Annotated in this window: 19 protein-coding genes and 1 other RNA gene; 13 read left to right on the top strand and 7 right to left on the bottom strand. The window is 45.3% G+C overall.

From position 1 onward, the window contains the following. Positions 1-58 precede the first annotated feature (58 nt). The 3 genes from rsmC to hemL form a co-directional block, all read right to left on the bottom strand. A complete protein-coding gene (gene rsmC / locus HOP38_RS13895; protein WP_124940247.1) occupies positions 59-1081 on the bottom strand; it encodes a 16S rRNA (guanine(1207)-N(2))-methyltransferase RsmC in 1023 nt (340 codons plus the stop codon). A 66-nt stretch (positions 1082-1147) separates the two neighbouring features. Next, on the bottom strand, positions 1148-2221 hold the full coding sequence (locus HOP38_RS13890) for an AI-2E family transporter (RefSeq protein ID WP_006072681.1): 1074 nt from the start codon (positions 2219-2221) through the stop codon (positions 1148-1150). Positions 2222-2559: 338 nt separating this feature from the next. Continuing rightward, positions 2560-3852: a glutamate-1-semialdehyde 2,1-aminomutase gene (gene hemL / locus HOP38_RS13885; protein ID WP_006072683.1), complete on the bottom strand. Its 1293-nt coding sequence runs from the start codon at positions 3850-3852 to the stop codon at positions 2560-2562. Positions 3853-4155: 303 nt separating this feature from the next. On the opposite strand from hemL, the gene erpA reads away from it, so the two are divergent. From erpA to ilvN, 5 genes are all read left to right on the top strand, one after another. After that, positions 4156-4497 (top strand): iron-sulfur cluster insertion protein ErpA, encoded by a 342-nt coding sequence (erpA, locus tag HOP38_RS13880; protein WP_006072684.1) that lies wholly within the window; start codon positions 4156-4158, stop codon positions 4495-4497. A 252-nt stretch (positions 4498-4749) separates the two neighbouring features. Further along, positions 4750-5865, top strand: coding sequence for an efflux RND transporter periplasmic adaptor subunit (locus HOP38_RS13875; protein WP_124940245.1), 1116 nt, complete (start codon positions 4750-4752; stop codon positions 5863-5865). A 9-nt stretch (positions 5866-5874) separates the two neighbouring features. After that, the gene (locus HOP38_RS13870) at positions 5875-9024 is read left to right on the top strand and encodes an efflux RND transporter permease subunit (RefSeq protein WP_198558301.1); all 3150 of its coding nucleotides are present in this window, start codon (positions 5875-5877) and stop codon (positions 9022-9024) included. Positions 9025-9448: 424 nt separating this feature from the next. After that, entirely contained in the window at positions 9449-11185 is a 1737-nt protein-coding gene (locus HOP38_RS13865) for an acetolactate synthase 3 large subunit (protein ID WP_006072689.1), read from the top strand. A 1-nt stretch (position 11186) separates the two neighbouring features. Next, the gene (gene ilvN / locus HOP38_RS13860) at positions 11187-11681 is read left to right on the top strand and encodes an acetolactate synthase small subunit (RefSeq protein WP_006072691.1); all 495 of its coding nucleotides are present in this window, start codon (positions 11187-11189) and stop codon (positions 11679-11681) included. 67 nt (positions 11682-11748) lie between these two features. Here the strand turns inward: ilvN and HOP38_RS13855 are convergent, their stop codons facing one another. Genes HOP38_RS13855 through HOP38_RS13840 form a run of 4 tightly spaced genes read right to left on the bottom strand, consistent with a single transcriptional unit; the run spans position 11749 to position 15307 of the window. Then, positions 11749-12447, bottom strand: a complete 699-nt coding sequence (locus tag HOP38_RS13855) for a BON domain-containing protein (RefSeq protein WP_240645396.1) — start codon at positions 12445-12447, stop codon at positions 11749-11751. Positions 12448-12457: 10 nt separating this feature from the next. Then, a complete protein-coding gene (locus tag HOP38_RS13850; RefSeq protein ID WP_006072694.1) occupies positions 12458-13048 on the bottom strand; it encodes a phosphoheptose isomerase in 591 nt (196 codons plus the stop codon). 2 nt (positions 13049-13050) lie between these two features. After that, positions 13051-13440: a YraN family protein gene (locus HOP38_RS13845; protein ID WP_124940243.1), complete on the bottom strand. Its 390-nt coding sequence runs from the start codon at positions 13438-13440 to the stop codon at positions 13051-13053. Beyond that, positions 13403-15307, bottom strand: a complete 1905-nt coding sequence (locus HOP38_RS13840) for a penicillin-binding protein activator (protein ID WP_420883063.1) — start codon at positions 15305-15307, stop codon at positions 13403-13405. Before HOP38_RS13840 ends, HOP38_RS13845 begins: the two co-directional genes overlap by 38 nt. A 62-nt stretch (positions 15308-15369) precedes the next feature. On the opposite strand from HOP38_RS13840, the gene rsmI reads away from it, so the two are divergent. The 8 genes from rsmI (at position 15370) to mraY (ending at position 23788) form a co-directional block, all read left to right on the top strand. Further along, positions 15370-16233 carry a 16S rRNA (cytidine(1402)-2'-O)-methyltransferase gene (gene rsmI, locus HOP38_RS13835; protein ID WP_006072698.1) on the top strand — a complete coding sequence of 288 codons (864 nt, stop codon included), beginning with the start codon at positions 15370-15372 and terminating at the stop codon, positions 16231-16233. A gap of 30 nt (positions 16234-16263) precedes the next feature. Then, positions 16264-16670, top strand: an RNA gene (gene rnpB, locus HOP38_RS13830) — RNase P RNA component class A. A gap of 153 nt (positions 16671-16823) precedes the next feature. Beyond that, positions 16824-17774, top strand: a complete 951-nt coding sequence (gene rsmH / locus HOP38_RS13825) for a 16S rRNA (cytosine(1402)-N(4))-methyltransferase RsmH (RefSeq protein ID WP_006072702.1) — start codon at positions 16824-16826, stop codon at positions 17772-17774. A gap of 11 nt (positions 17775-17785) precedes the next feature. Further along, positions 17786-18106 (top strand): cell division protein FtsL, encoded by a 321-nt coding sequence (gene ftsL / locus HOP38_RS13820; RefSeq protein ID WP_006072704.1) that lies wholly within the window; start codon positions 17786-17788, stop codon positions 18104-18106. Further along, a complete protein-coding gene (locus tag HOP38_RS13815) occupies positions 18103-19839 on the top strand; it encodes a peptidoglycan glycosyltransferase FtsI (protein WP_006072706.1) in 1737 nt (578 codons plus the stop codon). The genes ftsL and HOP38_RS13815 overlap by 4 nt, the downstream gene beginning before the upstream one ends. A 9-nt stretch (positions 19840-19848) precedes the next feature. After that, positions 19849-21348, top strand: a complete 1500-nt coding sequence (murE, locus tag HOP38_RS13810) for a UDP-N-acetylmuramoyl-L-alanyl-D-glutamate--2,6-diaminopimelate ligase (RefSeq protein WP_198558300.1) — start codon at positions 19849-19851, stop codon at positions 21346-21348. After that, the gene (locus HOP38_RS13805; protein WP_198558299.1) at positions 21345-22709 is read left to right on the top strand and encodes a UDP-N-acetylmuramoyl-tripeptide--D-alanyl-D-alanine ligase; all 1365 of its coding nucleotides are present in this window, start codon (positions 21345-21347) and stop codon (positions 22707-22709) included. The genes murE and HOP38_RS13805 overlap by 4 nt, the downstream gene beginning before the upstream one ends. After that, positions 22706-23788 (top strand): phospho-N-acetylmuramoyl-pentapeptide-transferase, encoded by a 1083-nt coding sequence (gene mraY, locus HOP38_RS13800; RefSeq protein ID WP_006072711.1) that lies wholly within the window; start codon positions 22706-22708, stop codon positions 23786-23788. Before HOP38_RS13805 ends, mraY begins: the two co-directional genes overlap by 4 nt. Positions 23789-23806 lie beyond the last annotated feature (18 nt).

Genomic DNA, 23806 nt, shown 5'->3' with positions numbered 1-23806 from the left:
TGAATTCAATTGGTTGGTGAAAGGGTTGAGAATACCAACCAATTGGATTCTTGATGACTTATTTTGTTGCGTGATAGATAGCAAACTTACGATTTTTATCGACAGTGTGACAGTGACCAAATTGCTGCTCAATAATAGGGGGGTATTTGAGGAAGCTATTGGCGACAATCATTAACTGCCCTTTGCTATTCATATAGTTAGGTGCGTCCGACAATAAGGTTTCTGTTGCTGAATAACTGGTATCTAAGCCAGCGTGAAACGGTGGATTACTGATAATAAAGTCGAGTCCTGGGGTGACATCGGAGTAGACGTCTGACGCAAATACCTGCCCTTCTAAATTATTCGCTAATAGAGTTTGCTTGCTTGATTCAATGGCAAATGCATTGATATCACACATATTGAGTTCAATATCGTTATATTTTAGCCCCATGTAAGCGCCAATAACACCGGCACCACAACCAAAGTCGAGCACTTTACCTTTCAGTTCAGGTAGGTTGTTTAGGAGCAACTGACTACCACTATCAAATTCACCGTGACTGAAGACGCCTGGCAGGCTTTTAACTGTGATGGGTAATCCATTGAGCTCTACTTGGTAGCTTTTAAACCAGTTTTTAAGCTCAAATGACTCGGGGGCTGACTGACACATGCCCCAGTAAAATGAGCAACGTCGAGCTGAGTCATATTTGTTCATTGGTCCGTAAGGCTTGAACATTTTTTCGATGCTCTTTACGCCAGAGCGATTTTCACCGACAACAGCAATCTCAGTGTCATTGCCAAGTTTTGCTAGTGCCATTTCCAGTAGCATTTGCGCTTCGGCTTTCGCTTTTGGCCAGTAGAGTAAAATCATATCGGCATCAATGTCACTCGATAATGAAGCGCCGAACAACGTCGTGATTTTACTTGAAGAGCTTAACATGCGGTAGGTGATGTAATTACTGGTAAATACTGTCACCTTGTCGCAGTGTTTACTAAGCTCGATAGGGAACTGATCTTCTATTTCGCCGATGACCAATACACGCTTTTGTGCGAAGTATTCGAGTTGCCTTTCCGCGATTTGACTAGGTGCGATGTAGGTTGCCATGACGAGTTATCTCTGGAAGTAAAAAGGGAGGGGATTCTCTCACAAAGCCCTCCCTGAAAAAAGTGTCTAGCTGTTATCTTGTCCGTCTAAGAAGTCTTTAAATTCTTCTTCGTACATATTGAACAGAACCATAGTGATGGCAAAGATAAGAGGGCCGTAAATTAATCCAATTAAGCCAAATAGATGAATACCACCTAAGAGAGAGAAGAATATCATCAGAGTATTCATACCCGCACTTCCCTGCATTAGCAGCGGGCGTAGTACGTTATCAATAGAGCCGACGACAGCGATGCTCCAGACAGCTAAGAACAAGCCCCATGTGGTATCGCCAGTAATGAGCAAGTAAGCGGTAGCTGGTATCCATATAAGTGCGGTCCCTACAACAGGAATAAAGGACGCAAAGCCCATCATTGTGCCCCAAAACAGCCCAGGGAACCCTGCCATCCACATACCAAAACCACCTGCAGCTCCTTGAGCTATCGCGGTCAAGAATGATCCCATGACCGCTGATTTCGACACTTTTTCAATCTCATTCAAGAGGCGATCTTCTTGACTGCGCGAGAACGGCAGAATATGGCGAATCGCAGCGATGATTTTGTCGTGGTCACGCAATAGGAAAAACAGAACAAATAACATCAAGAAGAAGTTCATCAGGAAGTTTGTTGCGTCACCAAGAATTTTTGCACTAGTCGCAACTAAATTCGAACCTAGCGAAGTCGCAAACTCAGCCGCTTTCTGAGCAATATCTTGTGCGTTAATTGCGTCAAAAGGTAGGTAGTCATTGATAAAAGACAACCCTTTCTTTACCCAAGGGTGGGCGATAACCTCTTGAATACCACCGCCAGTGACCCATTGATACATGTTTTGAGAAAACACGGAACCCTGTTGAACGATAGCACTAAACACTAAAAGTAGAGGCATAACGATAATAAACGTCAATACAATACATGAGAGCAAGGCGACGACGTTTTTGTGCTTCGGCATTTTGCTCTCAATCCACTCATGAATCGGGAACATCAACAGAGAAAGGATGAACGCCATAACAATGGAGTTCATATAGGGTTCAACTAATAAATAACAAGCAAACGCTGCAAACAGAAGGGCAAGGATCAGTACCCAGTGGCTAGCAGTCACATTCATTTTATTCTTCACAACGTTTCCTCAGACCTTCTTAAAGAAGGGGTAATGACTTTATGACAAACACCTACAGACGAGGCGTTTTTACTTAGTTATAGTGGTCATATAATGGACGCAAAATGTTGATCGATCAACGTTAATTACTTTTCATTCATTGGCTTTACGGAGGGGATATGGGGTGTTGTAGCGACGACAAGAAGTGTCAACCGAATAAGCGTCAAAAACGTGCTATTCCTTGGTTTTCTCTGACCATTGCAGTGCTCATTATTCTGGCATTGTTTAATTGGCAGGCATAAAAAAGGGCTGATTAATCAGCCCTTAAGATATTTTTCAATGCTTGCTTATGCCTCGCTAGCAATGATGGCGAAACAGCGATCAGCTGCTTCTAATGTCGCATCGATTTCTTTAGAGCCGTGTGCCAACGATGTGAAGCTGGCTTCAAATGCTGATGGGGCTAGGTAAACACCGTGGTCTAGCATTAAGTGGAAGAAGCGTTTGAAACGTTCAACATCACACTTAGCAACCTCTTCATAGCAAGTGATAGTTTCTTGCTCAGTGAAGAAGAAGCCGAACATGCCACCTACTTGGTTCACGACTAGTGGTACACCGTGTTTGTCAGCGAGTTGCTTAAAGCCATCAGCGAGTTGTTTAGTCTTGTTCGCTAGGCGTTTTTCATTGCCTTCTTCAGAAAGTAGCGTCAAACAAGCGTAACCAGCCGCCATCGCAATTGGGTTGCCTGATAGCGTACCTGCTTGATAAACAGGACCTGTCGGTGCAATGTATTGCATCACTTCTTTACGACCACCGAAAGCACCAACTGGCATACCACCACCAATGATTTTACCTAGCGTGGTTAGGTCTGGTTTAATGTTGTAATGTGCCTGTGCGCCACCTTGAGCAACACGGAAACCTGTCATTACTTCATCAAAAATAAGTAGAGCACCTTCCTCATCGCAAATTTGACGTAGACCTTCATGGAAACCCTCCACTGGCGGAATACAGTTCATATTGCCCGCAACAGGCTCAACGATAATACAAGCGATTTCGCCTTTGTTTGCTTCAAACAGAGCCTTAACAGAATCTAGATCGTTGAAACGTGCCGTCAGTGTATATTTAGCAAAGTCAGCTGGTACACCTGGAGAGCTTGGTTGTCCAAGTGTTAGTGCACCGGAACCTGCTTTAACCAATAGACTATCAGCATGACCGTGGTAGCAACCTTCAAATTTAAGAATTTTGTCACGACCAGTGTAGCCACGCGCTAGACGAATCGCACTCATGGTTGCTTCTGTACCAGAACTAACCATGCGCAGTTGTTCCATTGATGGCACCAACTTGCGAACTAATTCCGCCATGTTGATTTCCATTTCAGTTGGTGCACCGAAACTTAATCCACGTTGTGCTGCATCTATCACAGCATCACGAATTGCAGCGTGGTTGTGGCCTAGAATCATAGGACCCCATGAACCTACGTAATCAATGTACGCTTTACCATCAGCATCAAAAATCAATGGACCATCGGCACGTTCGATAAAAATAGGTGAACCACCTACGCCGTTGAAGGCACGAACCGGAGAATTAACACCGCCCGGGATGGTCTGTTGCGCTTTTTCATACAGCTCAGCTGATTTGGTCATGGAAAGTTCCTCTTTGCTTGTTCGGACCAAGTTGAGCAGCATTGTACATCTCCGCACAGATTCTAGTAGTGTTTTGAGCACATTTTCGTAAATTAGCGTTTGAATCTGCTGTAAAGCTAATTTGCTTTTGCGTAATACTTGAACGAAGCAGTCAGGTATTAGATAATCTGGTGCAATAACTTTAAAAATTATATGCAAGGTCTGGTGAGCAACTGGGCCGTCGTTTTTCATCGCAGGGGATATCTGCCCATCATTAGGTTGTGGTAGGGTGTTATTTGCGATTGAGTAGCAAGAGAGGTTCCCGTGAGTGATGTAGCTATTCCTTTAGATTTTTCAGATGCCGCGGCAACGCGTGTACAGACCCTAATTGCAGAAGAAGAAAACCCACAGCTTAAGCTTCGCGTTTATATTACGGGTGGCGGTTGTAGTGGATTCCAATATGGCTTTACGTTTGATGAGAACGTGAACGAAGGTGACACGACTATTGAGAAATGTGGTGTAACTCTAGTGGTTGATCCAATGAGCCTGCAGTATTTAGTTGGTGGTGTGGTTGATTATACTGAGGGACTAGAAGGTTCTCGTTTCTTCGTGAATAACCCAAATGCGACCACAACCTGTGGCTGTGGCGCATCTTTTAGCGTATAGCAAATAAAAAGGCGAACCATGTGTTCGCCTTTTTTGATCTCGCTTTTAACATTGTGAAAAATTCCCTATTAAGAGCAGATTAGGAGAGAAGTTTAGTTGTCTATTTCTCTAGGCTGAGTAAAGTAGTTCAGTCACCACATTAAACATAGGATGTCGTTTAATGTTTGATTGCTAATAATTTTTTAGAACTAGTTGCCTTAGAGCAACGTATCTAACCGTTAGCGTCAAAAACACAATTATAAGGAAATGATTATGCCAATCAGTCAATCTGGCAGTTTTTTTTCGAAACGTCCTTGGCTTATTTCTCTGCTCTGTATCTTCATACTTAGTGTGTGGCTAGGTTTAGGCGTGTTAAAAGCTGAAGAAAATCAATCTACCGCACCTTCCGATGATCCTGCGCCTCTAGCTCGCGTTGTATATCAAACTTTTAATGCTCAACAAGTCGAGAAGAAAATCGATCTCTACGGCCGAACAGCGCCAGATCGTACCGCGAAATTGGGTGCTGAGATTGCAGGTAAGATCACTAAACTGAATGTACGAAAAGGTGACTCAGTTAAAGCAGGTCAGTCAATCGCTCAAATCGATCTCGGTGATTTGCAGATACGCTTAGAGCGTGCTCAAGCGATGCTAAATGTCAGACAGCAAGAATTCAATGCCTCTAAATCTTTAAAAAGCAAAGGACTTCAAGGAGAAGTAGCTTACTCAACCGCTGCCGCAAATTTAACTGAAGCGAAAGCTATGGTGAGTGCGGCGAAATTGGCATTACGCAATACATCAGTCAAAGCTCCATTTACCGGTATTGTCGACCATCTATATATTGAACTTGGTGATTTTGTTTCGGTTGGTGACCCTGTGGCGACGCTGATTGATTTAGAAACGTTGATCATCGAAGCGGATGTTAGCGAGAGACATATTCAGCAATTGGTCACTAGCCAGCCATCGCAAATCCGCTTTATTAACGGTGATGAAGTGACTGGAAAGTTGCGCTATATCTCTCGAGTTTCTTCCGAGTCAACGAATACTTTTCCGATTGAAATCGAAGTACCAAATCCTAATCAACGTATTCCGGCTGGTATCAGTGCTGAGGTTGAACTTGCGTTAGATGAGCAATTAGCGATTAAGATTACGCCTGCAATGCTGGCGCTAGATGAAAGTGGCAACCTAGGGGTGAAAACTCTAAAGGAAAATCGAGTCGCCTTTATACCGATTCAGCTTGTTAAAGCTGAGCAAGATGGCGTTTGGCTGACCGGACTGGGCAAGCAAGTTGACATTATTGTGCTCGGACAGGGGTTTGTTCGTGATGGCGACAACGTTAAAGCCATCAGTGTTGACCAAGCCAATCAAATTGCCCAGCAGCAAGAGCAATAAGGAGCTGCTATGTTTGCATTAATTGATGCGGCGCTGTCTCGCTCCAGAACCATGTTGAGTTTACTGGTTCTAATTTTGATTGCTGGTATTGCGACTTATAACTCGATACCAAAAGAGTCGAGTCCCGACATTACCATTCCAATCATTTATGTTTCTGTTAGCCACCAAGGTATTTCTCCTACTGACAGTGAACGATTGTTAGTCCGTCCCCTTGAAAAAGAGATGCGCTCCGTAGAGGGAGTGAAAGAGATGACGGCGACGGCTTCAGAAGGGCATGGCTCAGTGACGTTGGAATTTAACGTCGGTGTCGATCTAGCCAAAGCAATGGCCGATGTCAGAGATGCGGTAGATTTAGCGAAGCCTAAGCTACCTGATGGCAGTGATGAGCCGACGGTAAACGAAGTAACCCTTGCCTCTGAGCAACCTGTGTTATCAGTCGTTCTTTACGGTACTGTTCCAGAGCGCACAATTGTTCAACTCGCTCGCCAATTGCGGGATAAGTTGGAGAGCTATAGGCAGATCCTTGAAGTGGATATCGCGGGTGACCGTGAAGACATCGTTGAAATCGTTGTCGATCCATTGTTGATGGAAAGCTATGGCTTAGATCAGGGCGATATCTACAATTTAATCGCATTGAACAATAAGGTGGTGGCTGCGGGTTTTGTCGATACTGGATATGGACGTTTTTCCGTTAAAGTTCCTTCCGTATTTGATAGCCTGAAAGATGTATTAGAGCTACCGGTTAAGGTCGATGGCAAACAGGTGATTACTTTTGGTGATGTGGCGACAGTGCGCCGCGCATTTAGGGATCCTGATAGCTTTGCTCGTTTAGATGGTCGCTCGGCAGTGGTACTCGATGTCAAAAAGCGCTCGGGTGAGAACATTATTGAAACGGTAGATCTCGTTAAAGAGGTATTACGCCAAGCGCAAATGCTACCGGAGTGGCCAAATAACCTTTTGGTGAAATTCACCAAAGATGAATCGAAAGACGTAAAGATCATGCTTAATGATCTCCAAAACAATATTCTTTCGGCCATCATTTTAGTAGTGATCGTCATTATTGCTATTCTTGGTGTACGTACGGCCTTGTTGGTAGGGATATCAATTCCCGGCTCTTTCCTAACGGGCTTATTGGTGCTCTCAGTATTTGGTTTAACGGTCAATATTATCGTGCTGTTCTCACTAATCATGGCTGTGGGGATGCTGGTTGATGGGGCCATTGTTGTAACGGAGTTTGCTGACCGTCGAATGCAAGAGGGTACCCCTCGTAAACAAGCTTATCGTGACGCTGCAAGGCGAATGGCTTGGCCAATTACAGCCTCAACGGCCACTACGCTAGCAGCTTTTGCGCCGCTATTATTCTGGCCGGACACCACCGGCGAATTTATGAAATTCCTACCGTTGACTCTTATCGCAACCCTCACTGCATCGCTTGTCATGGCACTGTTGTTTGTACCTGTGATCGGTGGTTTGATTGGCAAGCCTCAGTATGTTTCACAGAAGCGCCAGCAACAGATGGTTGCGTTACATAACGGTGAATTTGATCAAGCAACCGGTATCACTAAGCTCTATTACCACACACTAGATATTGCCATCGGTCACCCATTGAAAATACTGTTGTTGGCGATTTTGATGGCGATAGGGGTCGGGTTCGCCTACAACAAAGCGGGTCTAGGTGCCGAGTTCTTCCCTGAGGTAGATCCTCCTTACTTCAATGTAAAAGTGCGTTCTCACGGTGACTTATCGATCAAGGAGAAAGATGAAGTGATGAGAGTGGTGGAACAGGTAATGTTTAACCACAAAGAATTTGAGAGCGTCTATACCAAAACCGGTGGTAAGGATGAAATTGGTACGATTCAGATCACTCCGGTTGATTGGCAAGATCGTCGCCGTGTGAATGTTATTATCGAAGAGCTAAAGCAGACCACGGATCAGTTTGCTGGTGTCGAAATCGAGTACAAATTCCCAGATGCTGGACCGCCTGTTGAACACGATCTAGAAATTGAGCTCTCAGCGCGTTTCCCAGAAAAGCTCGATGAAGTCGCTAAAATGATACGTCGCTGGGCTGATGGTAACTCTAAGCTGACCAATATCAGTGATACCTCGAATAAGCCGGGTATTGATTGGCAAATTGATATCAGTCGCGATGATGCATCACGGTTTGCTGCAGATGCGACTTTGGTTGGAAATACGGTACAGTTTGTCACTAATGGATTGAAAATTGGCGACTATTTGCCTGACGACTCGACGGAGGAGGTGGATATTCTCGTTCGATTCCCAAGTGACAAACGAGATATTGGCCGATTTGATGAGCTCCGTATCAAAACCCCAGCGGGATTGGTGCCTATTACCAACTTTGCAGAGATAACTCCTCAGCCTAAACAAGATACGATCAACCGTTTAGATGGCGTTCGTATTATTAGTGTTAAGGCTGATATGGCTGAAGGGTATAACCTCGCGGTCGAACTGCCAGGGTTTCAGCAGCAACTGAGTAATATCGATTTACCAGCCGGTATCGATTATAGAATTCGTGGTCAAAACGAAGAACAGAAGAACTCATCTGAATTCCTGCAAAGTGCGTTTTTGGTTGCACTAGCGGTGATGGCATTGATTCTGATAACTCAGTTTAATAGTTTCTATCAAGCCTTCCTTATCTTAAGTGCCGTTATATTCTCGACAGTGGGGGTATTTGCAGGTCTGCTTATTTTCCAGCGACCATTTGGCATTATCATGTCGGGAATTGGGGTTATCGCTTTAGCTGGGATCGTCGTGAACAATAACATCGTGCTTATCGACACATATAACCAACTGCTAAAACGAGGATTAGACAAGCGAGATGCCATATTGAGAACCGGAGTGCAGCGTTTGCGTCCCGTCTTATTGACTACAGTAACGACCATACTTGGCCTTATGCCAATGGTGCTGGAGATGAATGTCGACATCATTAACCAAAAAATAGAGTTTGGGGCTCCGAGCACTCAGTGGTGGTCACAGTTAGCAACAGCTATCGCTGGTGGTTTGGCATTCGCGACAGTATTGACATTAGTATTAACTCCTTGTTTGTTAATGTTAGGAAAGCGAGAAGAGAAGCAATCTAAACCATCCATCTTCAAGCGTTGGCGCTTTAGTAAGAGAAAGCCTCCAGCAAAAGCGGCTTAAAAACATAGAGCCTTCAAAAACAAAAGCCTCCTTTGGGAGGCTTTTGTTTTTTCTGCGGATAGCTTTATTGTGAATTATCCAACTCACCGATAGGTTTGCGCGGTTTTTAGGGCTATCTGAAAGAATTTAATACTGAATTTTCATTGATGTCCTTGTTGATCGTTTGGCTAGTGGTTCAAGCTTGTAACAAATGTTTGCAAAACGACTCATTAAAAGTGGAGTGTGTTTTTTGAGAACTTGATAGGGTTAGATCTTGTGCTAAGAAAGAGTTAAAGTTGTTGCGTAAACGAATGGCTTGTTATGACAAGCTAGGCGTGACATAGCCGAAAGTGAGTAATTTCGATTTAGGCTACGAATAAGACCTAACTATGTAATGCCAGCTCAGCAATAACCAAATTGCTGCGATAACTGGTAAGGAGACAATATGGCAGATTCAACCCCAGAAATGCTATCTGGTGCAGAGATGATCGTACAATCTTTGATTGACGAAGGTGTTCAACAAATCTTTGGCTACCCAGGTGGTTCCGTTCTCGATATCTACGATGCGCTGCATGAAAAGCGCGAAAACATTCAACACGTACTCGTTCGTCACGAACAAGCTGCGACCCATATGGCTGATGGCTACGCACGTGCAACCGGTAAACCCGGTGTTGTATTAGTGTGTTCTGGTCCTGGTGCAACCAATACGATTACTGGTATTGCAACCGCATACATGGACTCTATCCCTATGGTCGTTATCTCTGGTAACGTACCAAATAACCTGATTGGTAATGACGCATTCCAAGAGTGTGACATGGTGGGTGTTTCACGTCCGGTGGTCAAACACAGCTTTCTAGTACAACGTGCAGAAGATGTACCTGAAACATTAAAGAAAGCGTTCTATATCGCCTCTTCAGGTCGTCCAGGTCCAGTTGTTGTTGATGTTCCAAAAGATGTCATGAATCCGCAAATTAAGTTTCCTTACGAGTATCCGGAAACGATTAAGATGCGCTCTTACAACCCGACAATGACGGGTCATAAAGGACAAATCAAAAAAGCACTAAAAGCGATTCTAGAAGCGAAGAAACCGGTGCTTTATGTCGGTGGTGGTGCGGTGATGTCAGAAGCCGACCAGCATATCATTAAGCTAGCTGAAACGCTTAACTTACCTGTTATTAGTACTTTGATGGGGCTAGGCGCGTTCCCTGGTACTCACAAAAATGCACTAGGTATGCTGGGTATGCACGGCACCTACGAAGCGAACTTGGCAATGCATAATGCTGATCTGATTTTTGGTGTAGGTGTACGTTTTGACGATCGTACAACTAACAACCTTGATAAGTACTGCCCTAATGCCAAAGTGGTTCACATTGATATCGATCCATCGTCGATTTCTAAAAACGTTCGTGCTGACCTGCCGATTGTTGGCTCTGCAGATGTGGTGCTTGAGACCATGCTTAGATTGCTTGTGGAGCAAGGCGGAACTAATGATGAAGCAGCGCTTAATGCTTGGTGGGATGACATTGCAGGATGGCGAGCGCGCAACTGCTTAGGTTATGAGACCTCAGAAGAACGCATTAAACCACAACAAGTTATTGAAGTGCTGCACAAACTGACTGGCGGTGATGCGTATGTCGCGTCGGATGTTGGCCAGCACCAAATGTTTGCAGCGCTTTATTACCCATTCAACAAACCTCGTCGTTGGATCAACTCTGGTGGTCTAGGGACCATGGGCTTTGGCTTCCCTGCAGCCATGGGCGTGAAATTTGCGCATCCCGATGAGGAAGTGGTGTGTGTCACCGGTGACGGCAGTATTCAAATGAATATTCAAGAGCTGTCGACGGCGATGCAATACGATGTGCCAGTTAAGATCATTAACCTAAACAACCGTTTCTTAGGAATGGTAAAACAGTGGCAAGACATGATTTATCAAGGTCGTCACTCAAACTCATATATGGACTCTGTTCCAGACTTTGCTGCGATTGCAGAAGCTTACGGCCATGTTGGGATTCGAATCTCCAACCCAAGCGAGCTTGAGTCTGGTTTGAAGAAAGCGCTAGAAATGAAAGATCGCTTAGTGTTTGTCGATATCAATGTTGATGAAACAGAACATGTTTACCCAATGCAAATTAAAGGGGAAGGCATGGATAAGATGTGGCTAAGCAAAACGGAGAGAACATAATATGAGACATATCATTTCACTACTAATGGAAAACCAACCGGGTGCACTTTCTCGAGTGGTAGGTTTGTTCTCTCAACGTGGTTATAACATCGAGTCACTCAACGTATCGCCAACGGATGATGAAACTCTGTCTCGTCTTAACATCACGACTGAGTCAGACGAAATGGAACTTGAACAGATTCAAAAGCAGCTCCACAAACTTATTGATGTTCTAAAGGTTCAAGAAGTAACTGAGTTTGACCATATTGAGCGTGAGCTGATGATGGTGAAAGTAAAAGCCAGTGGTTTCGCTCGTGCGGAAGTAAAGCGTACTGCAGATATTTTCCGTGGTCAGATTGTTGATGTGACGGCTTCTCAGTATACCGTGCAACTCGCGGGCACCGCAGAGAAGTTGGATGCGTTTGTTTCAGCACTTTCTGAAGTGACTGATGTGGTGGAAGTTGCACGAAGTGGTATCGTAGGTATTGCTCGTGGTGAGCGAGCACTTAAGCCATAGAGTTAAAGACGAACCACAGATATTAAAAAAGCGAGCACCAAGCTCGCTTTTTACGTTTAAAAGGACTTTAACCTTCTATTTCATGAAAAGGTGCAGGCTCTTCAATAATTGGTCTCATTTCTTCTTCAGGTTCGGCATTTTTAACCTGAGCTTCTGGCTGTTTTGTTTCTTCTACTGGAGCCTCGGTATTGAGTTTGTCTTGCTGCTCACTAAATTGGAAAGCACGAATAACTTGGTTTACCCCAGAGACGTTACGAGCGATTTCAGTGGCAACATCTGCATGCTCTTTAGAAACATAACCGAGTAAGAACACTTCTTTGTCTTCAGTGATGACTTTAACTTTTACACCGTTAAGGCGCTCATCGGTCAGCAACGCTGATTTCACTTTTGTCGTTAACCAACTGTCATTACTGACACTCGTGAAGCTGATCGGATCTTTAATTCGAATTTGGTTATAAACTCGTTTAACACCTTTTAAGCCTTTGACTTGCGCTTCAAGTTGGTTGCTTAGTGCTTGAGTCTTAGCTTGTCCCATCAGAACCACGGTACCGCGTTGAGAACTTGCAACCACGCGTACTTGGCCTACGTAGGGGGCTTTATTACTCATCCCCGCAACTTCGGATTCTAATGAGTTATCGTTCCAAATTTCTTTTGTGGTTCGAGTATCAGTCACTAAATTGACAGTGGTTGCAGCGCCAGCGACAAACAAGCCCGCACATCCAGACAACATGATGCTAACCAATAGCAAAGTCAGAACTTTGTACATCTTCATGGTATTACTCTTCGTGGGAAGGGAACAGAACTTGGTCAATAAGATCGCATAAGCAATGCAGAGTTACCATATGCACCTCATGAATGCGTGCGGTTCTGTGAGATGGGATACGGATTTCCACATCATTCTCACCCAGCAGACCTGCCATTTCGCCACCGTCCTTACCAGTAAAGGCGATGATGGTCATATCTCTAGTTACTGCGGCTTCCATAGCTTTGATGACGTTTTTACTGTTACCACTGGTGGAAATCGCAAGCAGTATATCTCCAGCTTGACCAAAGGCGCGTACTTGCTTGGCAAAGATATCTTCGAAGTTATAGTCGTTTGCTACTGCGGTCATTGTGGTGCTATCGGCAGTTAGAGTCATAGCAGGTAAGCTGGGACGTTCAGTTTCGAAGCGATTCAGTAAACAAGAGACAAATTGTTGGGCGTTGGAAGCTGAGCCGCCATTACCACAGCAAAGAATTCTGTGACCGTTGAGTAGTGTTGCTACCATGGCTTGTGCAGCGTGGGTAATAACGTCAGGAAGCGCTTCTGCAGCCGCAATTTGAATTTGAATACTTTCAGTGAAACTTTCTTTAATGCTATCGCGCATGGTTATCCTTGAGTGATCGCGTTCTTTATCCAGTTAATGTCATTGCCTTGCTGATGAATGGCAATGACATCGAATCGAAAATCAGTATCGTAGGGCGATAAGCCGTTTTGCAGCAACCAAAGGGTGGCAGCTTTTTGAAGCTTTCGTGCTTTAGAGGGTGTCACCATCTCTTGAGCTAAGCCATACTGAGTGCTTTGACGATACTTTACCTCGACAAAGACAAGAGTGGAACCGTCTTGCATGATGAGGTCCACCTCACCGCATTTAGCGGTGTAATTCTCCGCTAAGGCTACTAGGCCTTGTCGACCCAGATAGTCCTTAGCGAGAATTTCGTAGTTTTTGCCAACCGCTCTTTTATTGGCTGATCGGTTGTTCCACGGTAGCAGTGCCATCCGTACCTTCTTCCGTGTTAGGCGCTTGTGTCTCAGAAGCTTCCGTTACTTGAGTTGGCTTTTGACCATATACACCCCACGAAATTTGGCGCTGTACAACACAGTCAGAATCAACGCTCAATGTGCCAGTTTGGCCATCTACAGAATAACCTTGAACGGCTTTTAACTGCGGTAGTTCTTTAGTTAATGAGTAAGCATCCATCCCCAATGCTTGCAGACGTTTCTCTGCATTCGAGCTCTTCGGCCAGAACTTGGTCATTTGTGCGTCAAGCTGAGGATCTTGGTCAATTAGCAGAGGGATATCACTGTAGACTACGCCAGTGAGATCCTCGTATTGACGTTTACTAGTGTGGCTGTGTGAATCAGCAAACAACTGAGGTTGCTTCGCATCTGGGTTAATCGCCACTTCAATAAACGGTTTGATCAACGTCAGGTCTGCACTATTGGCAACGATATAAACAGAGTCAATATCGCGACGGCTACGTGGTTGATTCTCTAGCTTCATGCCTGTCAACGCTTCCATTTGGGCGATGCGTTGCTGACTTTGCTGAAGACCGAATACATTATTGATGGTTTTTTGCAGCTGAGCGCGATTTCCATATTGTGCAATAGCCACTTTGTTGTCACTGACTTTCGCCCATTCTTCTTCAAATGCTTTCACTACCCGGTCACCGAGGTTGCCTCTTGGTGCTAGGACCAGAGGATACTCATAGTTACCTTCAGAAAGATGAGCGGCGGCTTGCGCTACTTCTTGCTCTGGGGAAAGCGTTAGGTAACACATCATTTGTGATGGTTCTAACTCGCTAGGAATATTGAGTGCAAGTGCTGGAATTGGCGTTTCAGATTGTTTTTGTGCTTGTTGCAGTTTCTCAACGTTTTCTTTGATAAGTGGACCAACAATGAAGTCCACTTCATTGGCAATTAGTTGTGCTTTGATATCTGCTGGAGCCGTTTCATTAGTATCGATAACGGTAAAAATTGCTTCTGGGTCGCGTTGCTCATCGTCCATCATTGCCATCATAAACCCATCACGAACTAGCTGCGCTTGTTTCGCATATTTGCCCGTTAATGGAAGCAGCAGTGCAGTGCTGTGAGGCGTCGTGATCTCTAAACTTAAAATGTCTAAGATACTTTGTGGGGTGTATTCAGCAGCGGGATGGTCCGGGTTCTCGGCCAACCAGTTCTTTAAGGTATTTTGTAGCTGTGGAAGGCTACCACCTAGTGCTTTCATATAAGTTGCAAGCTGTAACCAGCCATCAAGAACTTCTTCTTTAGGTTCTGCGACTAGGGTTGAAAGCTGCTCAGCAGAATACTGGTTGAGGTTATTCCAAATCTCATCATTGATGCCTTGCTGATCTTCGCGTGGAGCGAAACCTGACATGGCAATCAATTCTCGGCTAGCCTCAAAGTAGCGGCCTAATTGGGCCAGACTTTGCGCTCTTAACTCGTAGTAGCGTTGCCATTGCTGTTGGGCAAGAGGCCATTCCGCTGGGAAGTTCAGTTGTAGATATGCATCCTGTGCATTACCTTGCGCTAGGTTAAGCTCGGCACGAGCTAATTGCCATTCTGCTTGCTGAATAACGGTTAGGTTTTGTTTGGCTAGACGATTAGAAAGTCGCTTAGCTTGTTCGTAGTTGCCTTCTTGAATCGATGCTTTGAACGCTAGAATTAGCCATTCATTAGCAAAACCACCTTGATCGGCATCGGCACGCATTAAGTACGTTTCAGAAGATGCGGTTGGAGCAAGGGTGATATCAACACTCGTTGGGGCGCTTGGCTGAGTAGAACAAGCGGCAATGGACAAAGCCAATGCAATTGGAGTCAGTAGGCGTGTTACACTATTTCTCTTTGGGTTCATCATTGCCATGAGCTCTTTAATCACTATTCGTGTAAAATCATTATATTAATCGTTGAAGTGCTGGTAAACAAATGACAAGCAACAAAACCACTTATATTGAGCAACCAACGCTCTTTATTGTACCGACTCCTATTGGAAATCTCGGTGATATCACACAAAGAGCGCTCGATGTCTTAAACAGCGTCGATATTATTGCTGCTGAAGATACTCGTCATACGGGTAAACTTTTATCTCACTTCAATATTCAAACTAGGACATTTGCGCTCCATGATCACAATGAGCAGCAAAAAGCACAAGTTTTAGTCGATAAATTGTTAGCGGGCGAATCCATCGCATTGGTTTCTGATGCGGGTACGCCACTGATCAGCGATCCAGGGTACCATTTAGTGTCTCAATGTCGTCAAGCGGGCGTTAAAGTTGTGCCATTACCTGGTGCGTGTGCCGTAATAACAGCCTTGAGCGCCTCAGGTCTGCCATCTGATCGATTTAGCTTTGAAGGTTTCTTGCCTGCAAAAAGCAAAGGTCGTAAAGACAAGTTTATGGAAATCGCTAAGGCAGAGCGTACCTGTATTTTCTATGAGTCACCACATCGAATCACTGAGTCGTTGGCAGATATGCTTGAAGTTCTTGGTCCGGAGCGTGAAGTTGTATTGGCACGTGAGCTGACAAAGACTTACGAAACCATACAGGGCCTGCCATTAGGTGAATTGGTTGAGTGGATTGAAGAAGACGAAAACCGCAAGCGCGGTGAGATGGTTTTATTAATTCATGGATACCGCGAACCCGTGACGGACACGTTACCTGACGAGGCGACTCGAACCTTAGCTATCTTAGTTAAAGAGCTACCATTGAAGAAAGCTGCGGCAGCAACGGCAGAGATTTATAACCTGAAAAAGAACGCATTATACAAATGGGGTTTAGAAAACCTTGAGTAATTGCTCGCGCTCCGCTACAATCCGCGCCCTGAAGTTGACTGGATAGTCGCTGCTTCGTTGACGTCCCCTTGAGCTTGTCTTGGGGGAGACTGACGGAGGGGAGGAACGTCCGGGCTCCACAGAGCAGGGTGCCAGGTAACGCCTGGGGGGCGTGAGCCCACGACAAGTGCAGCAGAGAGGAAACCGCCGATGGCTCCATTTCTTCGGAAGGAGCACAGGTAAGGGTGAAAGGGTGCGGTAAGAGCGCACCGGACGACTGGTAACAGTTCGTTGCAAGGTAAACTCCACCCGGAGCAAGACCAAATAGGCTTCCACATTGCGTTGCTCGCGTATGGAGGCGGGTAGGTTGCTCGAGCCAGTGAGCGATTGCTGGCCTAGACGAATGGCTATCACCGCTTCGGCGGATACAGAACCCGGCGTACAGGTCAACTTCACCTATTATAAAAAAACCCATTACAAATTGATTTTGTGATGGGTTTTTTGCTTTTTTATCACCTATCTTTACGTTAGGCTGAACTTAACCAGATGACGTTACTGAAGGAAATCAGTACACTTGTCTACTTTGCCTTTAGCAACTCTCGAGATCACCAATGAGCGAATCATTCCAACACATTTCGGTACTACTTCATGAATCTATCGATGGCTTAGCCATTAAACCTGACGGTATCTATATCGATGGGACGTTTGGACGTGGTGGTCACAGTCGTCAAATTCTTTCACAATTGGGTGAAAATGGTCGCCTTTATAGTATTGACCGAGATCCTCAAGCGATTGAAGAAGCGGGTAAAATCGATGACCCACGATTCACCATTATTCACGGCCCGTTTTCTGGTATGGCAGAATATGCGGAACGCTATGATTTAGTTGGTAAAGTTGACGGTGTATTGCTGGACTTAGGTGTCTCTTCACCACAATTGGATGATGCGGAACGTGGTTTTAGCTTTATGAAAGATGGCCCACTGGATATGCGCATGGACCCAACATCAGGCATGCCGGTTTCTGAGTGGTTAGCTCAGGCTGAGCTAGATGATATCACTTGGGTTATTCGTGAATTTGGTGAAGATAAGCACGCTCGTCGAATCGCTAAAGCGATTGTTGCTCATCGTGAAGATGAAGAGAAAGAGCCACTTACTCGCACAGGCCAACTAGCGAAGTTAATTTCTGACGCGGCACCAAAAAGCTTCAAAGAGAAGAAGCACCCAGCGACACGTTCATTCCAAGCGTTTCGTATCTATATCAACAGTGAACTTGAAGAGATCGATACTGCTCTAAAAGGAGCTGCAAGCATTCTAGCACCAGAAGGTCGTTTATCTGTGATCAGTTTCCACTCGTTGGAAGATCGCATGGTAAAGCGTTTTATGCGGAAAGAAAGTAGAGGCCCTCAAGTGCCTCACGGTATTCCGATGACGGAAGATCAAATTCGTGCCTTGGGGAGTGCAAATCTAAAAACAATTGGTAAAGCACTTAAACCATCCGATCAAGAAGTTGAAATGAACACGCGATCACGCAGCTCTGTACTTCGAGTTGCAGAAAAACTGTAGCGGACAAGTGGATGTCTAACGAGCCAAAACACAACTTAGCCAAACTCATCGGAATAGATATCATAACGGTGGGTCGAGTACCTTTAATGGTATTGCTATTAATATTCGCGTCAGCGATGGGGGTCGTCTTTGCTACTCACCATACTCGCCAGGCAATTAACCAAAAAGATGTGGCGCTCCAAGAGCGTGAAAGGCTTGATAATGAATGGCGCAACTTACTTCTTGAAGAAAATGCGTTGTCTGAACATAGTCGAGTCCAAGCGATGGCAAAGCAAGAACTGGATATGAAGCGTCCTGATGCTGACAAGGAAGTAGTGGTTTCCCTGAAATGAAAGGCAAAAAAGTTGTAAAACCCTCCAACAAGAAGAAAAGTACACAAACTGCGGAAGCTCCAACGTTGATTGCATGGCGCTTTCGTCTCATCTTAGGTTGTGTGTTATTAATCTTCACTGCACTGGTAGCCAGAATCGGCTATATCCAAGTTATCGAACCGGATAACTTAATCAAGCAAGGCGATTTACGTTCGGTTCGCGTTAAAGCACTTCCCTCTGCCCGCGGCATTATTTCAGATCGCAATGGCGAGCCCTTGGCGGTCAGTGTTCCAGTTCAAGCGGTATGGGCAGATCCTGCTACGATATTTAAAGATAATGGTTTGGCAAAACTTGACCGTTGGCATGCCCTAGCGGATGTACTTGGTCTTGACCGACAGGCCCTTATCAATAAGATTGAGAAAAACAAAACTCGCCGCTTTATCTATCTGCAACGCCAAGTCAGCCCAGCCATGGCAAAGTACATCAAAGAGTTAAAACTCTCGGGAGTTGGACTGAAAGCTGAATCTCGCCGCTATTACCCTGCTGGTGAAGTCAGCGCGCACTTAGTTGGGGTCACTGGCATTGATGGTCATGGTCTCGAAGGGGTGGAACGAAGCTATGATAAATGGCTGACAGGTGAGGCGGGTAAACGCATTATTCGTAAAGACCGTTATGGTCGAGTCGTAGAAAATATCTCTCTAGAGGAGCGCGAAGAAGGTAAGCCGCTCGAACTTACTATTGACCAGCGTTTGCAAGCGATTGCTTATCGCGCAGTAAAACAAGCCGTTGCTGATTACCGCGCGACCTCAGGCAGTGCAGTGATTATCGATGTGAAGACTGGCGGTGTGTTGGCTATGGTCAATGCACCATCATACAACCCTAATAATCGCTCCTCTCGTCAATCCTTTACCATGCGTAACCGAGTGATAACCGATGCGATGGAACCGGGCTCGACTGTTAAACCGTTTGTTGTGTTAGCCGCTTTAGAAGCAGGTGTAGCCGATGAAAATACCGTGATTGATACCGGTAATGGCATCATGCAAATTGGTGGGAGTCGCGTTCGTGATACTTCAAAAGTTGGTAAGGCTAACTTGGCGAAGATTCTTCAAAAGTCCAGTAACATCGGTGTGGCTAAGCTTGCATTGGAAATGCCACTGCAAGAGTTATTGGGAATGTATAGCTCGATCGGTTTTGGCCAACTTTCTGGGCTGAACTTAGTCGGCGAAACCACCGGTATTTTCCCTAACCGTCGCCGTTGGTCTCAATTTGAAATTGCTACACTTGCCTTCGGCTATGGTATTTCGATTACTCCACTGCAATTAGCGCATGCCTATGCGACATTAGGTAATGGCGGGTTGTATCAACCAGTGCATATTATTGAGAACAATCAGCAAGATTTATCGAAGCAGGTCATAGATCATCACTACGCGGTTGAAGTATTACACATGCTAGAAGCGGTAACTCAACCAGGTGGTACAGCGACGCGTGCTGCCGTTCCTGGATATCGTGTTGCAGCCAAAACAGGTACATCACGAAAAGCAGCAGCAGGTGGCTATAGTGACGAATACGTGGCAATTACGTCGGGTGTTGCTCCCGTGAGTGACCCTCGCATTGCGCTTGTTGTGGTGATTAACGAACCACAAGGTGATCAGTATTATGGTGGTGCTGTCGCAGGCCCAGTATTCTCAGAAATTATGAAAGGCTCGCTGCAAATATTAAATGTAGCGCCTGATGAAAATCAGTTTCAAAAATAGGTGAAAACAATGTTGACCTCTTTGACATTGGCAAAACTGCTAAAACCTTGGATTAGCGAAATGGAAGGCTCTGTGAGCTACTTGTCACTTGATGACATAGTCGTTTCCAATTTGGAATTAGATAGCAGGGTTATTCAACAAGGCGATAGCTTCGTCGCGATCATTGGCCATACTGTCGATGGCCGTCTGTTTATCGAAAGAGCAGTGCAAGCAGGCGCTACGTCTGTGCTGGCTCAAGCAGACAGTGAGCATAAGCATGGCGAAGTGACCTATATTGGTGAAGTGCCAATTATCCATCTCTACCAACTCGACACGCTGCTTTCTGTCATCGCGGCACGCCTATATCAATATCAGCAACAAGTCATTGGTGTAACTGGGACGAATGGCAAAACCACCATCACCCAGCTTATTGCTCAATGGATTGATTTACTCGGTGATAAAGCCGCTATTATGGGCACGACGGGCAATGGCTTCTTAGATCAGCTTGAAGAGGCAAAAAACACCACAGGCAGTGCCATTGATGTACAGCGAATCTTAGCAAAGTTAGATCAGCAAGGTGCGAACTATACAGCGATGGAAGTGTCTTCTCACGGCTTAGTTCAAGGTCGCGTTGCCGCTGTGCCATTTAAGTTAGGTATTTTTACCAATCTGAGCCGTGATCATCTCGATTATCATGGAACAATGGAAGGATACGAAGCCGCGAAGAAGCTCCTGTTTACCGGCCATCATTGTGAACATGCGGTTCTCAATATTGATGATGTCGTTGGTCGCCGTTGGTTGACGGAACGAAGTGATGCCATCGCGGTGTCTGTGGAAGGACGTCAAGAAGGTGAAAGAGGGCTGTGGGCAACAACAGTAGAATACAGCGATAGCGGAATCTCACTTGAATTCGATGGTTACTTTGGGCAAGGCAATCTGCAAGCACCACTGATTGGTCAATTTAACGCTAGCAATCTCATGCTGGCGTTTGCGTCGTTATTAGCGCTTGGCTTTGATATCGAACATCTGCAACAAACTGCGTCGAAACTGCAACCAGTGCTTGGCAGAATGGAACTATTCCAAACCACTAGTAAACCCAAAATAGTTGTCGATTATGCTCACACCCCCGATGCTCTTGAAAAAGCGCTGTTGGCGTTGCGAGTACATTGTGAAGGTAAACTTTGGGTGATTGTCGGCTGCGGTGGTGACCGAGACAAAGGAAAACGACCAATGATGGCGGCGATTGCTGAACGCTTAGCTGACCACGTTATTCTTAGTGATGATAATCCTCGAAGTGAAGACCCTGCTGCTATTGTCGAAGATATGTTGGCCGGTATGAGCCAACCGCAAGCTGCTATTGTTGAACACAAACGGTTTGATGCGGCGCAGGTGGCGATGAACCAAGCTGGGGCATCGGACATTATTTTACTCGCTGGTAAAGGTCACGAAGACTATCAGGTTATTGGCACCGAAACGGTGCATTACTCGGACAGAGAATCGGCCGCAACATTATTGGGACTTACATTATGATTGCATTAACACTATCTGACATTGCCAATATTGTTGAAGGTACGCAGAGTGGCGGTGAGGTTCAAATCCAAGAAGTCACGACAGATACTCGTGCGATTCAGTCTGGAGCACTGTTTATTGCGTTAGTCGGTGAACGCTTTGATGCTCACGATTTTTGCCAGCAAGCTGCTGATAAAGGTGCTGCCGCACTGATTGTTGAACGTCAACTGGATATTGATATTCCGCAGGTTATCGTAGCAGATAGTAAAGTTGCACTTGGCTTATTAGGGGCTGAAGTGCATCGTCGTTGTGGGACAAAAACTCTTGCCATTACTGGTAGCTGTGGCAAAACCACAGTAAAAGAGATGGTGGCGAGTATCTTATCTGGCCTTGGACAAGTGCTATACACAGCTGGCAACTTCAATAATGATATTGGTGTTCCACTGACATTACTTCGCAGCACACCACAAGATGACTTTTCTGTTATCGAACTAGGTGCGAATCATATTGGCGAGATTGCTTACACCACGGCGCTGGTGAAACCTGATATTGCCATGGTTAATAATGTGGCAGAAGCGCACCTAGAGGGCTTTGGTTCTCTTTATGGCGTGAAAACTGCGAAAGGTGAAATTTACCAGGGTCTCACAGCCAACGGGACAGCGCTGATCAATCTCGATAGTCAAGGTGAGTCGATTTGGTCAGAAGTTTTACAAGATAAAAACCTTATAACGTTCTCTAAACAAAACACTAACGCCGATTTTTATGGCTCTGACATAGCGATGTCATCAGAGGGCTATCCGTTATTTACACTGCACACACCAATCGGCAATGTCGAACTGCAGTTGTCATTGCTAGGTGAGCATAATGTGGCGAATGCCGTTGCTGCGAGTGCTTTGGCGATTCAATGTGGTGCGACCTTAGAGCAAATCAAAATAGGTTTGCAATCGCTAAGTAAGGTTAAACGTCGTGTTGATGTCGAAAAACTTACTGAGCACATTACCTTAATTGATGACAGCTATAACGCCAGTGTGCCTGCGATGAAAGCGGCGGTTGACTTGCTTGCACAGTTTAAGCAAGGGCAGCGCTGGTTGATTCTGGGTAATATGGCAGAATTGGGGCATGAAAGTCTTGCACTTCACAAAGAAGTCGGACAACATGCTGCTCCTTTCGCATTTGAACATGTTTTGACCTATGGTGAAGATGCGAAGGTTATCAGTGACCTATGTGGTGGTATGCATTTTCAGAGTCACGACAGCATGCTTGAATATATCGAGCGCAATTTAACACAGCTAAACCAGACCTCTCATACCTTATTGGTGAAAGGGGCACTAAGTGCAGGCATGTACACCATTGCTAATGCACTGAAGGAGACTTACACATGATTATTTGGCTTGCGGAATTACTACAGCCATACTTTTCTTTTTTTCGACTGTTTGAATACCTGTCATTCAGAGCCATAGTCAGTGTGTTAACCGCTTTAGGGTTGTCCTTATGGATGGGACCTAAAATGATTGCTCGCCTGCAAATGTTGCAAATCGGTCAAGTTGTTCGTAACGAAGGTCCTGAATCGCACTTTAGTAAGCGCGGAACGCCAACCATGGGCGGCGTGATGATCTTGTTTGCGATTACATTAACAGTGTTGTTGTGGTCTGACCTAAGCAACCCTTATGTTTGGGCTGTATTGGTTGTTTTACTTGGCTACGGCGCAGTGGGTTTTGTCGACGATTATCGCAAAGTTGTCCGTAAGAACACTGATGGTTTGATTGCTCGTTGGAAGTATTTTTGGCAGTCAGTTATCGCTCTGTTCGTGGCTTTCGCTTTATATGCTCATGGACAAGATACGGCTGCAACTCAGCTGGTTGTGCCTTTCTTCAAAGACGTAATGCCGCAGATGGGGCTGTTTTATATCGTCTTCACCTATTTTGTTATTGTAGGCACAAGTAACGCTGTAAACCTGACGGATGGTTTGGATGGCTTGGCTATTATGCCGACAGTACTTGTAGCGGCGGGTTTTGCGGTTATTGCTTGGGCTACGGGCAACGTTAACTTCGCTAACTACCTACATATTCCTTATATCCCATATACCTCAGAGTTGGTCGTTGTATGTACCGCAATGGTTGGTGCTGGCCTTGGTTTCCTTTGGTTTAACACGTATCCAGCACAAGTGTTTATGGGTGATGTTGGCTCACTGGCACTTGGTGGTGCACTTGGTGTGATTGCGGTGTTGGTTCGCCAAGAGTTTGTGCTTGTTATTATGGGCGGTGTATTCGTAATGGAAACGCTGTCGGTTATTCTTCAGGTAGGTTCATACAAACTGCGTGGCCAGCGTATTTTCCGTATGGCGCCTATTCACCACCACTACGAGCTAAAAGGATGGCCGGAACCACGTGTTATTGTTCGTTTTTGGATTATTTCAATCGTACTAGTTCTTATTGGATTAGCCACTCTTAAAGTACGTTAGAAACGCAGTAGGACAATC

Source organism: Vibrio mediterranei, from assembly GCF_013364395.1.
Classification (GTDB): domain Bacteria; phylum Pseudomonadota; class Gammaproteobacteria; order Enterobacterales; family Vibrionaceae; genus Vibrio; species Vibrio mediterranei.
Note: the sequence above shows the minus strand (reverse complement) of the source record. Positions and strands in the feature narration are given on the sequence as shown.